The organism is Variovorax paradoxus (genome assembly GCF_009498455.1).
GTDB lineage: Bacteria > Pseudomonadota > Gammaproteobacteria > Burkholderiales > Burkholderiaceae_C > Variovorax > Variovorax paradoxus_H.
The window spans coordinates 1,538,545-1,551,724 of record NZ_CP045644.1 but is presented as its reverse complement, the minus strand read 5'-3'; the positions used below and the strand labels follow the sequence as shown (position 1 = coordinate 1,551,724).

At 64.4% G+C, this 13,180-nt stretch carries 10 protein-coding genes; 1 reads left to right on the top strand and 9 read right to left on the bottom strand.

Annotated elements, in window-relative coordinates:
- Positions 1-7 precede the first annotated feature (7 nt).
- Positions 8-1,393, top strand: coding sequence for a sensor histidine kinase (locus GFK26_RS06970; protein WP_153281359.1), 1,386 nt, complete (start codon positions 8-10; stop codon positions 1,391-1,393).
- Positions 1,394-1,397: 4 nt separating this feature from the next.
- On the opposite strand, the gene GFK26_RS06965 is transcribed toward GFK26_RS06970, so the two are convergent.
- From GFK26_RS06965 to GFK26_RS06925, 9 genes are all read right to left on the bottom strand, one after another.
- Positions 1,398-1,874: a GNAT family N-acetyltransferase gene (locus GFK26_RS06965; RefSeq protein ID WP_153281358.1), complete on the bottom strand. Its 477-nt coding sequence runs from the start codon at positions 1,872-1,874 to the stop codon at positions 1,398-1,400.
- Positions 1,871-2,356, bottom strand: a complete 486-nt coding sequence (locus GFK26_RS06960) for a RidA family protein (RefSeq protein ID WP_153281357.1) — start codon at positions 2,354-2,356, stop codon at positions 1,871-1,873. Before GFK26_RS06960 ends, GFK26_RS06965 begins: the two co-directional genes overlap by 4 nt.
- Positions 2,357-2,475: 119 nt before the next feature.
- Positions 2,476-2,724 (bottom strand): hypothetical protein, encoded by a 249-nt coding sequence (locus tag GFK26_RS06955; protein ID WP_153281356.1) that lies wholly within the window; start codon positions 2,722-2,724, stop codon positions 2,476-2,478.
- 61 nt (positions 2,725-2,785) lie between these two features.
- Positions 2,786-3,970 (bottom strand): hypothetical protein, encoded by a 1,185-nt coding sequence (locus tag GFK26_RS06950; protein ID WP_153281355.1) that lies wholly within the window; start codon positions 3,968-3,970, stop codon positions 2,786-2,788.
- Positions 3,971-4,052: 82 nt separating this feature from the next.
- Positions 4,053-7,241 carry a metallophosphoesterase gene (locus GFK26_RS06945; protein ID WP_194274044.1) on the bottom strand — a complete coding sequence of 1,063 codons (3,189 nt, stop codon included), beginning with the start codon at positions 7,239-7,241 and terminating at the stop codon, positions 4,053-4,055.
- A 43-nt stretch (positions 7,242-7,284) separates the two neighbouring features.
- Entirely contained in the window at positions 7,285-8,397 is a 1,113-nt protein-coding gene (locus GFK26_RS06940) for a DUF4123 domain-containing protein (protein WP_194274043.1), read from the bottom strand.
- A gap of 14 nt (positions 8,398-8,411) precedes the next feature.
- On the bottom strand, positions 8,412-10,913 hold the full coding sequence (locus GFK26_RS06935; protein WP_153281352.1) for a type VI secretion system Vgr family protein: 2,502 nt from the start codon (positions 10,911-10,913) through the stop codon (positions 8,412-8,414).
- A gap of 140 nt (positions 10,914-11,053) precedes the next feature.
- Positions 11,054-12,157 (bottom strand): alkene reductase, encoded by a 1,104-nt coding sequence (locus tag GFK26_RS06930; protein ID WP_153281351.1) that lies wholly within the window; start codon positions 12,155-12,157, stop codon positions 11,054-11,056.
- A 186-nt stretch (positions 12,158-12,343) separates the two neighbouring features.
- Positions 12,344-13,153 (bottom strand): GntR family transcriptional regulator, encoded by an 810-nt coding sequence (locus GFK26_RS06925; RefSeq protein WP_153281350.1) that lies wholly within the window; start codon positions 13,151-13,153, stop codon positions 12,344-12,346.
- Between the last annotated feature and the right edge of the window lie 27 nt (positions 13,154-13,180).

The following is a 13,180-nucleotide window of genomic DNA, read 5'->3' as shown; positions in this document are numbered from 1 at the left end:
GCCGCCTGTGAGCGAGGCAACGCCGACGGCCGCTCGCACCGCGCCGTCGCTCACGCGGCGCGTGCTGCGCAACGTGCTGGTGCCGCTGGCGCTGACCTGGATGGCGGGCGCGGTGATCGCACTGGTCATCGCCAACTACTTCTCCGAACAGGCCTTCGACCGCGGCATGCTCGACGACGCTTATGCGCTGTCGGCCAACGTGCAGGCCGGCGAGCGCGGCATCGAGCTGCTGCTGACGCCGCGCGAAGTGGCGACCGTGTTGTTCGACCAGACCGACAAGGTCTACTTCTCGGTGCAGCGGCTCGACGGCACGCCCATCTCGGGCAGGGGCGACCTGAAGGCGCCGCTGCCCGACGAAGGTTCGCGCTACCGCTTTTCCGACATCGACTACGACGGGAACGTGCTGCGTGCGGTCGTGCTCGATCACGACGCGGAGCCCGGCCTGCACATGCCCTACCGCGTCATCGTGGCGCAGACCACGCTGAGCCGCGCGGCACTGGTGCAACGGCTGCTCTTCTATGCCATGGCGCCTCAGGTGCTGCTGCTCGTGCTGCTGGCCGTGTGGCTCTGGCATGGCATCCGACGCGATCTGCGACCGCTCGGCGACTTGCAGCGTGCGCTCGACACGCGCGACGTGCGCGACCTCTCGCCGGTGGCCGTGGCGCAGACCTCGAAGGAACTGCAGCGCCTGGGCGATGCGGTGAATGCGCTGTTCGATCGCCTGCGCTACAGCGTGCGCGCGCAACGCGAGTTCGTGGGCAACGTCGCGCACGAGCTGCGCACGCCGCTCGCCGGCATCCGCGCACTCGCCGAGTACGGGCTCGCGCAACACGACACCGCGGTGTGGCGCGAACAGCTCACGCGCGTGTCCGAGCGGCAGGCACGCGCGAGCCACCTCATCGACCAGCTGCTCGCACTCGCGCTGGCCGACGAGGCGCGCACCGACCTGCAGCGCACACCGGTGGCGCTCGATGTGCTGGCCGAACAGACCGTGCTGCGCCACCTCGCGCGTGCCGATGCACGCGGTGTCGACCTGGGCGCACGCGGTCTCGACGACGGCGTGACGGTGCTTGCCAACGAAGCGCTGGTGGAGGGCATCCTCGACAACCTCATCGACAACGCGCTGCGTTATGGCGGTCGCACGATCACGGTCGAACTCGCGGGCCGCACGCTGAGCGTGATCGACGACGGACCCGGCATTCCCCTCGAAGCGCAGCGCGACCTCATGCAGCGCTGGGCGCAAGGTCCCGCAGGCCAGAAGCTGGGGCAGGGCGCGGGGCTGGGGCTGTCGATCGTGGCGCGCTATGCCGAGTTGCTGGGGGCGGAGTTGCGGCTCGAAGCGGCGGAGCCTGCGGGTCTGCGCGTGAGCGTGACCTTCGCAGACGACGCCTGAGGTTTCACGCGGCCGTCAGTGGCTTGCGCAGATAGACGCGCGTGCGGCCATCGAGCGATTCGCGCCGGTATTCAACGTAGCCGATGCGCTGGTAGAGCGCGAGGTTCTCGGTCATCTTCTCGTTCGTGAACAGGTAGATCGACCCGTGGCCCTGGCGCAGCGCTTCGCGCTCGGCGAGGTCGAGCAATGCGCGGCCCGCGCCGCTGCCCTGGTGGTCGGGGTGAACGGCGATCACATCAATGAGGAAGCCTTCGTCGGTCACATCGAGCAGCAGCGCCGCGCCGATCTGTTGCGCCGGCCGCTCGGCCACCCAGACCTGCAGATGCGCGATGGCCTCGGCATAGTCGCGCGTCATCGGCCTTGGCGTGAGACCCAGGCGCGGGATGTAGGTGCGGAAGGCCTCGACGGCGCAGGCGGTGACGGCTGCCACGTCGTCGGCGGTCGCGCGGCGCAGGTGCCAGGGCGCGGGTTCGACGCTCATGCGTCGAACTCGACTTCGCCCTCGATCTCCACCGGAATGCCGAAGGGCAGCTCGGCCATGCCTACGGCGCTGCGCGCATGGGCGCCGATGTCGGGACCGAAGAGTTCGAGGATGAGGTCCGAGAAGCCGTTGATGACCGCCGGTTGTTTGTCGAAGCCGGGCGCCGAGGCGACCATGCCGAACACACGCGTCCATGCGGTGATGCGGTCCAGGTCACCGAGCGCACGCTGCAGGCTGCCGAGCATCGCAAGCCCGGTGAGGCGCGCGGCGGTGTAGCCCTGCTCGACGGTCAACTCGGCGCCGAGCTTGCCGAGCGGCGCAGCGATGCGGCCGTCGGCATTCAATGGACCATGGCCCGAGATGATGGCGCGTCGGCCGATGAGGCGGACGAACTGGAAGGGGAGGTTGACGCCGAGAGGTGGCGTCACGGGAGGAGGAAGGACGAGGCCCAGGGCGTTAAGGCGTTCGGCAATGCGCGTCATGGTCAGGATGCGTGCGGTAAATAACCAAGGGTACGCGCGGCGTGCAGCCAGGGCAATTCGTTCGTCGTACGGCTCGCAATGGGGTAGACGCTGCCATTGGTTCGGCCACGGAGCACCGACTATCGAGTGCCCATCCAATTGCTGCCGAACGACAGGCTACTGCTAAAAATCATCGTGTTGAGCCAGAGAAGAAGAGGCGCGCTGAGCAGGCATGTGAGAAAGATCAAAACCCCCATGAATCTTGAGAACCCTGCTCCGTCTCGTGCCATCTTGAACCCGAGCACGATGCCACCGACGAGCAACCCCAGAAGAAGCCAGGGAATGCTGCACAGCAGGAAGAAATGTGGATCTGAAAAGCAGCCTTTCATGTCAGCTCGATGTGGTGGCTGTCGAGATCGAATCTGTCTATTTTTCTCATGTGCGGATGGTTCATTGCGGCAGGTTGATGTTGGAACCGTCGAGCTTGAGACCGCCCAGGCTCTTCAAACTGGTGCCACCCGTTTGCTTGAAGTCGTTGACCTGGCAGTGGGTCAAATCCAAGGAAAACCCGATCTGGGTGTTGTTCATCTCCATCAAGCCGATCCGCCCATAGCTCAGATCAAGATGATTGAACTCGGAACCATCCAAGACCAGGTGCGCTGTGTTCAAGTAACTCGCGTCCAGGCGTGATGCTTTGGATTTGCGAATGGTCAAATTCTTGTTGAGTGGTGGCCTGGCTTGGTATGCGGGCTCCTTCTGCGCACCACCCATCCATGGTTTCTCCCCGCTCAAGTTGTCGGGCAAGACGCAGTTCTCCAACAACGCGCTGGCGAACCGGTTCGCTGAGAGATAGAAGACTTCCTGCCCATTGCCGGTGACTATGACGGCTTTCAGTGCAAGCGCCTGACCGGAAGCAACGGCCATACCTAACTTGCCTGCGCGGACGCGCTCCATCGTCACTTCGCCTTTGATGGTTGTATCGGTCAAATCGAGCGCGTCGATGACGGTGTCACGGATGGTGAGAGATTGGATTGAACTCGCAACCATATTGAAAGTGCCGCGCAACTTGCTGCGTTCTATCAAAACCGGCGCATGCACATTGGCCACCTCTCTGGGGTCGTGCTTGCTCGAAACGGTTTCGAATTCACAGTCTCGGATCACCAACTGGGTGAGTCCGCTCAAGTCGAACCACTTGCCTTTGCATCTCACGAACTCTGCTTCTCCGTAGCCGCCCACTGCACCCCAGTGATTGCGGTTGCTGTCCGTTCCGACGAAGTTGCAGTCGTCGAACACCAGGCGCTTGCTGTCCGAGTAGCCCATCACATAGGTTTCTCCATCAAAGGCACAGCGATGAAGCGTCACGTCCACCATGTCGCCAAAACCGTGAATTCCGACAAACTTGCAGTTCTCGAAAGTGCTCTTCTCAAGTCGATCGAGCTTGATTTCATAGGCACCCGCAAAGTCACAGTTGACGAATTTCACATGGCGCCAGACCAGTCCTTGAAGATTGAGTCCACTGAACTCCGCGCCTTCGATCGTCAGCAGCGCATCGCCAGTTTCACGGGTGCGCAAATCCGGATCCTGCAAATAGCGGTAGATCCTGCTGAAATTCTTGATGTTGGGTTTGCTGCTCATGGAGCATCCAGTCAAGGGGAAGAAAAAGGAGGCTGTTGCCAAGCCGAAGGTAGAAAGGAAGTCGCGTCGCTGCATGGACTGCCTATCGCACGGCGTCCTTGTTGACCCAGATGGCGGACTTCTTGTCGACATATCCTTTGCTAGCAAAGTTGTCAGACAAGAAATCCCAGTCGGGCACTTCGCCGCGCTCGCCCATGGGCCGCCCGAAGTACCATGCGGCGTTCTTTGGATGCGCCGGGTCCGACTTGTTCAAGCTGAACCCGCCCATGTTCACGTTGCCGTCGATGAGGGCGATATCCAAAGGAAACACCCAAGGGTCCGCATGGAGCATGTCTTTGGCCCAGTCCTCACCCGCATCGGTGGGGACGGGCTTGCTCAGCGTGACTTCGCAGAAGGATTGCACGAGTCGCCGGCTGAGCGTGACGTATTCGGCGTTCGGGTTGCTCTCGATCACTGACTTGGGACTCCACGCCATTGCCAATGCACCGTTGGCATCCAAGGTCATCGCTTCCATCATCGAAAGCAGCTTCGCTTTGTCTTCATTCTTGAAGCCCAAAGTAGAGGTGTTCAGTTGTGACTCGATGCGATGCCATTGCTTGGCCCCGCTCTTCTTGTTCTTCTCGAACACCCACAACGTCACGCTCACCACGCACCCTAGCTTGCGCACCTGCTCGCTCAGGACCAGTTCCAGCTGACCGCTCTTGGCGAAGTACCCAGGCTTGAAGCGCAAGGGCACACGGATGTTGCCTTTCTTGGGCAAGCCGCTCATTGCGTGCAGGTAGTCGAGTGCCACCGCCAGCCGGGGCTTTTCGTTGAAGCCCTTGCCCTGGAATTTGCCTTCGACATGACACCGATCGGTCTTCACTTGCCGGATCTCGCCCGTTGTGGGGTCGAGCGTGGTCCCCGCGGGCGGGCGGCCGGTCCAGGCGCTGAGTTCGCCGTCCAGGTTTTGGTAGCCGATGGGCCCGCCGCAACTGGAGACGATCAGCGCCGTCACGGTGTTCGGTTTGACTGTTTGCGTGTTGTGGATGCCTGGGTCCTTGGCTTCTCGCACCTCGACGCGCCAGCCATCTGATGCGTAGATGCCGCGGGGGTCCCACCCGAGCTTGTAGACGCCCGAGCGATGACTGTGGCCCGACAGATGCCAATCCACCTTGGGGGTGGGGCTGGCCTTCGCCTGATCCATCGGCTGAACGTATTGGGCCAGGTAGGTGGCCTGGTTTTTTTCGCAGGTGCCCACGTTGACGTGGTTCAGTGCAGCCTTCATGCCCCAGACACCGGTGGCGCCGTCGCGCGGGTGGAAGAAGACCCGGTCCTTCTTTTTGGCCACGTTGCTGTAGGGCTCGGGTTCGTCGAAGCTCACGATGGTGAAATGCGTGGCGACGGTGAGCGTGCCCTTGCTCGCAGCCTTGTAGCTTCGGGCCTGCGTCAGCAGCTTGAGCTGGTCGCGGCTGAACGACTCGGTGGCGCGCGGGAGTATTCCCGGCCCCTGGCGGTCCACGCCCCAATCGGCAATGCCCAGCAGGTTCTTGAAGTTCTCGTCGATGCCCCAGCCCAGCGCTGCAATCACCTGTCCGGCTTTGGCGCCCGGCTTGTCGGTGCTCTCCGCGCCGTAGGCATACACCACGTCCGCAAGCGGTGTGAACAGCGCATAGAACCAGTCGAACTGGCCGCCGTCGAAGTTGTAGCCCGTCAATGCGTGGCCGTAGGTGGGACCATAGGCGAGGCAGGCCTCGTAGATGGTCATGTTGTGGTCGCGGCTCATGCCTTCATTGGCCTTGCCGCGCGTCCAGGCGCTGGCGGCTTCGAACTGGGCGCGGTGGCGCTCCACGGCATCGGGCTGCGCAAGGGCTCGTTGCGCCCGTCGGGCCTCGGCCGGAACATTGCCGTCGGGCCAGGACGTGCGGGCGTTCTCTTCCATGCGTTTGCGTGCATCGCGGCTGTTGGGCGTCGCGGTCTCGAGTACGCCGAGCATGAACGCCCAGTTGTGCTGGTCGCCCGCCTCCACCCGAGCGCTGATGCCGTAGGGCACCTGGTAGGCCTCGTGGTTGCCGCTCGTCATGATGATGGGCAACTGGTACGCCGGATTGCGGTACATCTCACGCACCAGGCTGAAGACCATCATGTCGTCCAGGCCCCTCGGATAGAGGCGGCGGCCTTTTTCCTTGTCGAAGACATTGCCCAGCAGGTTGAAGGCTTTCCACTGCTCGCCGATCCTGCCCGGGCCGCCGGGTTCTGCCATGGGATTGAAGTTGCGGTTGTAGTCGATCAAGTCTCCGGTGAGCAGCACGGCATCGACCTGGTCGCTGCCCGTGGCCATCGTCTCGAACAGCTTCTTGAGGGCCTCGAAGCTGTTGCAGACCTTGCTGCCGACGGGCCGGTTCCAAGCCGCGTCGGCCTCCTCGAGCACTTTGGCATCGCTGCGGCCCATGGCGTTCTGGCGCATGTTGATATGAACGTCGGAGAGATGCCCCAGCTTGAGGTGCGGCTTGGTCATGCGCTTGACGGGGTGCCAGCTTTTGAGGAGGGTGTCCAGTTCGGGTCTTTGGCCGGGCTTGCTCCAGCTGAACGGGACATCGGGCGGCGGCATGGCGAACTCGTATAGCTTGTCGAAGTGCCAAGGGTCGCGCGTGGCCTGCTGTTGCAGGAAGCGTGCGATGGCAAGGTCTTGGGCCTCGGCGTACTTGACGCCTTTGAAGGCCTCAAGCTTCTTGTCTTCGGCGCTCAGTCGGATCATCCAGGCGAGGCTTTTCATGGCGCCGGGCTTCTGCAGATCGGCGAAGGGCGGTGCTGACAAGTCGAGCTCGACCTCGTAGACGTCCTGCACCTTGGTGTAGATCTGGGCCGCTGCAGGGGCGATGGTGGCGAAGGGGCGGCCGTGTCGATCGCTGATGAGCGCCCCAGGTCCGAAAGAGCCAACGAGCCAGGCTTTGATGCAAGGTTTGGCGGCAGCACATGCCGTGCCGTCTTTGAAAAGGGTACCGGTCCGCGTCGACCCCTCGGCCTGCTCGGCTTCCTGTTTGCTTGCAAGGTCGACCACACGCAGATGCTGGTCGACCAGCCTGTACATCTCGACGGCCTCACCGATAGGGATCGCTGCCTTGGCCTTGCCACGCATGCTCGAAGGCGCGGCGATGAAGATGCTGGCCTTGACCTGGCCCGGGGCCAGCAGCAACGGCGTGCCGAGGCTGGGGAACAGGATGATGGCTTCTTCTTCGAGCAGCGGTGTTTCGGAACAGTCGCAGACGCCGGGTTTGGGCTGGTAGGGCATGACGGATCGATCTGGAGTGAGGCGAGTGGGTGAGACGTCGACGTCAGGCGACGGCCGGCGCGTCCGAGAACAGCGCGGAAAAGGCATGGGCGGCATCAGGTGTGCCGCGTCGCGCCTGCAATGGCGCGAGAAATCGAGACGCCCACTGGGCCCAGGTGCGAGGCGCGGCATTCTGTTGTTGTTGCCACCACTCGGCCGGCTGCGCTTCAAGCACGTGGGCGAGCGTGCGCCCCGCAGCTCGCGTGTCGACCCAGTTTTTGGCAAGGCCGGGTAGCTGCGGCAGTTCGGGGTGCAGGCTCAGCGACTGATGCAGCAGCGTGATCCAGTTTTCGAAATCGTTCAGGCCGAGGCGCTGCACGGCTTGCAGCTGATCGAGGGCGATCCAACGCTGCAAGGCAGGGGCGATGTGCTGGAACACTGGCGACCCGAAACGATCATGCACATGGGCCAGGAGTGCATCGGCCCGGTTGAGCGGAGCCATGGCGAGCAGCAGGTCCTTGTCCAATCGCAAGGGTGCTGTGCGCGCGGCACTTCGCGGCGCAAATGGCTTGCTGCATCGAAGACCGTGCGGATGGAATTCGGCGTTCCATCCTGCCCAGGTGAATGCGCTCAAGAAGTCTTGCCGAACGTCGTCGGGCCAGCGGATCACCATGTCGAAGCCGATGCGCGGATCGAACCAGCGAAGCACGGCGCCGACGGCCTCGTCGTCGTCGAGCGCAGGATCCGGGGGTATCACGGCGTCGAGCCAACTGCGAAGGTGCGCTGCCAGCGTGACCGGCCGCAATGGCGAAGCCACGAGACTGAGGGCATGCACGGCACCTGCTCCGCGTGCGAGGTCGTGCAGCCATGGCGATGCATCCGCCGCTTCGGCCATGGATGGCAGTTCGACCAACCAAGGTCCGACGCCGGCCGCAGCGGCTTCCGGCGTGTGAAGGAACAAAGGTGTCGCATCGAGTTGGTATCGCGCCACCAGACGCGCTATCCATCCGTCTTCCTGCCTGTTTTCGTCGACCACCCCACATTGGCCGGCGTTCACCAGTGCGTGGCCACGTTGACCGCTCTGGCGCGAGAGGCGGACGAAAGTGCCTATGTCCTGCGCAATGGTTTGCGAAATCTCGTCCTCGAACGCTTCGCGTTCGTACGCTGGAATTTCCATCGGTGTCGGTCTTGTCAAACGCGGGGCGCCACGGGCGAGGCCTGACGGGCGGCGCGTGCCAGGCACTCCCAGCACACGGTCTGCGCTGTCGGCCCTGGCTTCTTGTCCGGCCCTGGCGTCCCATGCATCGCGGCATGCTCGATCCATGTGCCCAGCGTGCCGTGGCGGATGCCTCCTTCGCTCCATTCGCTGAAGCTGGTGCCGCCGTTGATCGTGACCTTCTTCTTGGCAGTGATGTAGACCGTGTCTTCGGTGCTCACGATGTTGATGTCTTTCAAGGCGGTGGCCTCGATGGCGTCGCTTTGGGCTTCGATGCGGATGTCGCCTTGCGATGCGAAGGCCTTGATGCCGCTCTTGAGCGTGAAGATGCGCATGCCTTCCGCCACGCTGGCGAGGAGGCGTTGCGCGGCGCTCAGGGAGGTGTGGCCGGCGCTGGTGAGCTGGATGTGCGTGCCGGTGTGTGCATGCAGGTGCGTGGTGGAGGTGGCTGCAATGCCCGCGGGGCTGGCCAGCACGAGATGCGGCGCGGCCAGTTCGGGGAAGCGGCCTTCGGTCGATGAGCTGCCGTGGCCCCGGAGGTCTTCGTTCTGTTGCTTGATGGCTTGGGCGACGGTGGACTGGTCGTCGTTGCCGTCCTGAGCCTCGGCCGTGCGGGCCGCGTCGGCAAGGCCTTCGATCTGGTCGCGTGCACTCGTCAGGCGCTGGATGGTTTCACCCATGTCCTTGGCGTGACGAGCTGCATCGGGGCGGCCTTCGGTCGTGATGAGCATCCCGTCCTGCGCTCTCAATACGCCGTGAGCGTCGGTGCGCAGCTCGAAGCCCTCACCCCTTGGGTCTTTTCTGCCTGCGTTGTCCTCGATGCGCGTGATCGCTCCCAGGCTCAGGCTTGAACTCTGGTGATCGCTCTTGAGCTGCGCCTGGATTTTTTCAGCCGTGTCATCCAGGATCAGGTGATTCGAGCGGCCCGCCGCACTGTTGCCCCCACCCTCGGTCAGCTCCCGGCTCCTGAACCCGCTCAATGCGCTCTGGCCGGGCAGCTGCCACGGCGGCAGATTGACCTGGTTGTGCACCCGCCCCATGCAGATCGGCAGGTCCGCGTCTCCCGCAATGAAGCCGACGATGACTTCCTGACCAATGCGAGGGATCTGGATGCCCCCGAGCTGGTTGCCTGCCCAAGGTGAACTCACCCGCACCCAACAGCTGCTGTGCTGGTTCTTCTCTCCCAGCCGGTCCCAGGGGAACTGCACTTTGATGCGCCCCAGCTCGTCGGTCCACAGGTTCTGCCCCTCGGGGCCCACCACCAGCGCGACCTGCGGGCCGACCATCGCGGGCTTGGGCTGTGTCGGCTCGGGACGCAGGGGCTCTGTGACCGGGTGGGCCGTGAAGTCCACCTGCACGCGCCATTGCTGCTTGCGGTCAGGATTGGCTTCGCGGTTCTGGCTGTCTTCGGCCACGTCCTCGATGAGGAAGCGGGTGTCCAGGATCAGGTACTCGCCATTGGCCGATTCCCTCGGGTGTTTCATCAGCTGGAAGGTGCATCCGGGCACCATGCCTCTAAGGTTGCCGCTGGCCTGGGCCCGGGCGCCATGGGTGCGCAGTGCCTGCATGCGCAGAAGAGAGAGCAAGCGGCCGTCGCCGTGAGGATCAGTGCCTGCATCAGCCCCCGCATTGGGCTGGGCGTAGTGACTGCTTCCCGCTCCTGCATGCCACTGGTAGACCTCGCCGTCAGCCTGCCCGGTCGGGCGCGGATCAGTTCGAGAAACACTCAGATCAGCCCTCGGCCGGGTGTAGTCGTAGTCCCGGGTGGCGTACTTCCCGCTGGTGAGCTGATGGGCAGGCACGAAGCTGTGGATGTACTCGGCATCGATCTTCCAGCCCGGGGCGTGGTACTCGACTTGTTCGTACAGCGCATCGCCAGCCGAATACGCACCCATGGCATCCGAGAGCACCAAGCGGTGCTTGCCGTCCGAATGCTCGAAGTGGTAGCTGATGCCCCATTCCTGGCACAGGCGGGCAAAGAAGGCGAAGTCGCTCTCGTTGAACTGGGTCTGGTAGTCGCGCGCCGGGTAGTGCTCGATCAGGCGCTTGTCCACGGGGAAGGCGTAGCTGGCGAGCAGTGCGTCCAGGATCTGAACGACGCTGAGGTTCTGGAAGATCCTGCAGTCGGTGCGCAGGGTGGCCAGGTGCAGCCAGGGGCGAAGGGTGAGCTTGTACTGGACGTGGCGGCCTTCTTCGCCCCAAAGGGCCGCGTCGGTGATCAGGGCGTTGAGCTGGCGAGGGACAGAACCATCGAGTTCGATCTCGCAGCTGATCTCGCGGCCGATGAACGCATCGAGATCAAAGTCGGCGCCAGAAGAGACGCCGGACAGAGCCAGCACATCCGGGGTCTTGAGAAAGAGCTCGTAGGCAAACAGGCCATTGAGCCCCTCATGCCCCGACAGCCGCACAGGCTCCAGCACGGGGCGACCAAGAACAACAGGAATCGCAGCAGAAGAAACAGACAGCGTGCGCGGCATCGACGACTTCCTTGGGAGGAAAAGAGGTCGGCGCAGTCTGCAGGGACTGCGCGGCGCACACTGCGAACAATCGTCACCTCACGCGCTGCCTGCGAAAAAGGGCGAGGCTAGCGCGAAGAAGTTGACGCCGAAGGGCCGACTCAGCTCAACGCCGGATAGTCCGTATACCCCTTCACCCCACCCCCATACATCGTCGCCTTGTCCAGCTCGTTCAACGGCGCGTTCTCACGCAGCCGGCGGACCAGGTCAGGGTTCGAGATGAAGGGCTTGCCGAAGGCCACGAGGTCGTCGCCTTCCTTCAGGGCTTCTTCGGCCAGCGGACGGTCGTAGCCGTTGTTGACCATCCAGGCGGCTTTGCCGCCAGCGGCGCGGTAGGCGGCCTTCAGGGCTTCGTAGTCGAAGGGGCGGTCGGCGATTTCGCGCGGGCCGCCGGTGGCGCCTTCGATGATGTGGATGTAGGCCAGGTTCAGCGGTGCGAGCTGTTTCACGACGTAGGTGAACAGCGGTTGCGGGTCGCTGTCGTGCGCGTCGTTGGCGGGCGTGACGGGCGACAGGCGGATGCCGGTCTTGCCGCCGCCGACGGCGTCGACCACGGCGCGCGTGGATTCGAGCAGCAGGCGTGCGCGGTTCTCGATGGAGCCGCCGTAGTCGTCGGTGCGCTTGTTGCTGCCGTCTTTCAGGAACTGGTCGAGCAGGTAGCCGTTGGCGCCGTGCAGCTCCACGCCGTCGAAGCCCGCGGTCTCGACGGCGCTGCGTGCGGCCACGGCGTAGGCGTGGACGATGCCGGGCAGCTCGGCGGCGTCGAGCGCGCGCGGCTCCGAGGTTTCGACGAAGGTGGGCACGCCGTCCTTGATGAGCACGGTCTTGGTCTTGGCGGTGATGGCCGAGGGCGCGACGGGCTTTCCGCCATCGGGTTGCAGTTCGGTGTGCGAGACGCGGCCCACGTGCCACAGCTGCACGACGATCTTGCCGCCCTGGGCGTGCACGGCGTCGGTCACGCGCTTCCAGGCGTCGAGCTGTTCGGTGCCGTAGAGGCCGGGCACGTCGGAATAGCCCTGGCCCTGGTGGCTGATGGCGGTGGCTTCGGTGATGAGCAGGCCGGCACTGGCGCGCTGCGCGTAGTAGGTGGCGGCGATGTCGGGCGGGATCGCATTGGGCGAGCGGTTGCGCGTGAGGGGCGCCATCACGATGCGGTTGGCGAGCTGCAGGTCGCCGGCCTGGACGGGGTCGAAAAGGGTGGACATCGCGGATGGAGGGGCAGAGTTGAAACAGGCCCGAGGCTAAGCCGCCCGCCTCAACCCTGCTGTCGCACGGTTGTCCCGATTGGTGCTAGGGACGACAGGTCAGCTCAGAAGGTGTGAATGAATCCGGCGTGGCCGAGCCGCGCGCCTGGGCGGGATGAGCGGGCATGGCGGGTTCGTTCACCCTTCTCAGGGCAGCGCCAGGGCCTCGGGGATCAGCGACGCCCCGGCGTTGGCCCAGGTGGCGAAGGGCATCTCGATGTCGGACACGAAGCGGTCGCCCCGGTACCAGAAGCGTCCGGCGAGCGCGATGCGGCCCTGGGTGTCGAAGACGCGGCGCTCCATGTGCGCGATGGGGGTGGCAAAGGAGCAGTGCAGGTACTGCGCGAGCAGCAGGTCGGCCGGCGCCACCGTGAGCGTCTGCTGCACCTTGTGCATGCGGTCGGCGGCGTGCTGTTCGAGCAGGTGGGCGATCTTGTGGTGCTGTTCGCTGTCGGGCGGAAAGAGCGCGTGGATCTCCGACGCCACATGGATCTCGACGAGGCAGAAGGGCTCGTCGTCGTGCACGTGAATCTTGCGGATGAAGGCGTAGTCCGCAAAGGTGGCACTGCCGCGTGCCAGGCCTTCGGGCAGCGGCTGCTGGCGGCGCTGCTCGAGGATGTCGAAACGGATGTTGCGCGCCCGCGGATCGTTGATGGCGTTGCGCAGCAGCGGGTCTGCGCAGGCAGCGGGCCGCGCCGCGACGAAGGTGCCGCGCCCGCGCTGGCTGGTGAGCAGGCCTTCGCGCGCGAGCACCCCGTAGGCCTGCCGCACGGTAACGCGCGCGAGCTTGTAGTCGGCTGCGAGCTGCGCCACGGTGGGCAGCTGCTGGCCGGGCTGCAGTTCGCCATGGGCGATGCGGTGGCGCAGCACGCTGGCCAGTTGCAGGTACTGCGTGACGCCCGCGCCGTGGTCGCCACCCAGGGGCGAAGGAAGAGGGGACGCGGCGGGGAGGTTCATGTCGGGGGCGGTGCGCTGTGCTGTACG

Excerpts from the sequence above, each read along its gene's own strand:
- GFK26_RS06935 (WP_153281352.1), bottom strand. The coding sequence starts at position 10,913 with ATGCCGCGCACGCTGTCTGTTTCTTCTGCTGCGATTCCTGTTGTTCTT.
- GFK26_RS06950 (WP_153281355.1), bottom strand. The coding sequence starts at position 3,970 with ATGAGCAGCAAACCCAACATCAAGAATTTCAGCAGGATCTACCGCTAT.
- GFK26_RS06925 (WP_153281350.1), bottom strand. The coding sequence starts at position 13,153 with ATGAACCTCCCCGCCGCGTCCCCTCTTCCTTCGCCCCTGGGTGGCGAC.
- GFK26_RS06945 (WP_194274044.1), bottom strand. The coding sequence starts at position 7,241 with ATGCCCTACCAGCCCAAACCCGGCGTCTGCGACTGTTCCGAAACACCG.
- GFK26_RS06930 (WP_153281351.1), bottom strand. The coding sequence starts at position 12,157 with ATGTCCACCCTTTTCGACCCCGTCCAGGCCGGCGACCTGCAGCTCGCC.
- GFK26_RS06965 (WP_153281358.1), bottom strand. The coding sequence starts at position 1,874 with ATGAGCGTCGAACCCGCGCCCTGGCACCTGCGCCGCGCGACCGCCGAC.
- GFK26_RS06955 (WP_153281356.1), bottom strand. The coding sequence starts at position 2,724 with ATGAAAGGCTGCTTTTCAGATCCACATTTCTTCCTGCTGTGCAGCATT.
- GFK26_RS06940 (WP_194274043.1), bottom strand. The coding sequence starts at position 8,397 with ATGGAAATTCCAGCGTACGAACGCGAAGCGTTCGAGGACGAGATTTCG.
- GFK26_RS06960 (WP_153281357.1), bottom strand. The coding sequence starts at position 2,356 with ATGACGCGCATTGCCGAACGCCTTAACGCCCTGGGCCTCGTCCTTCCT.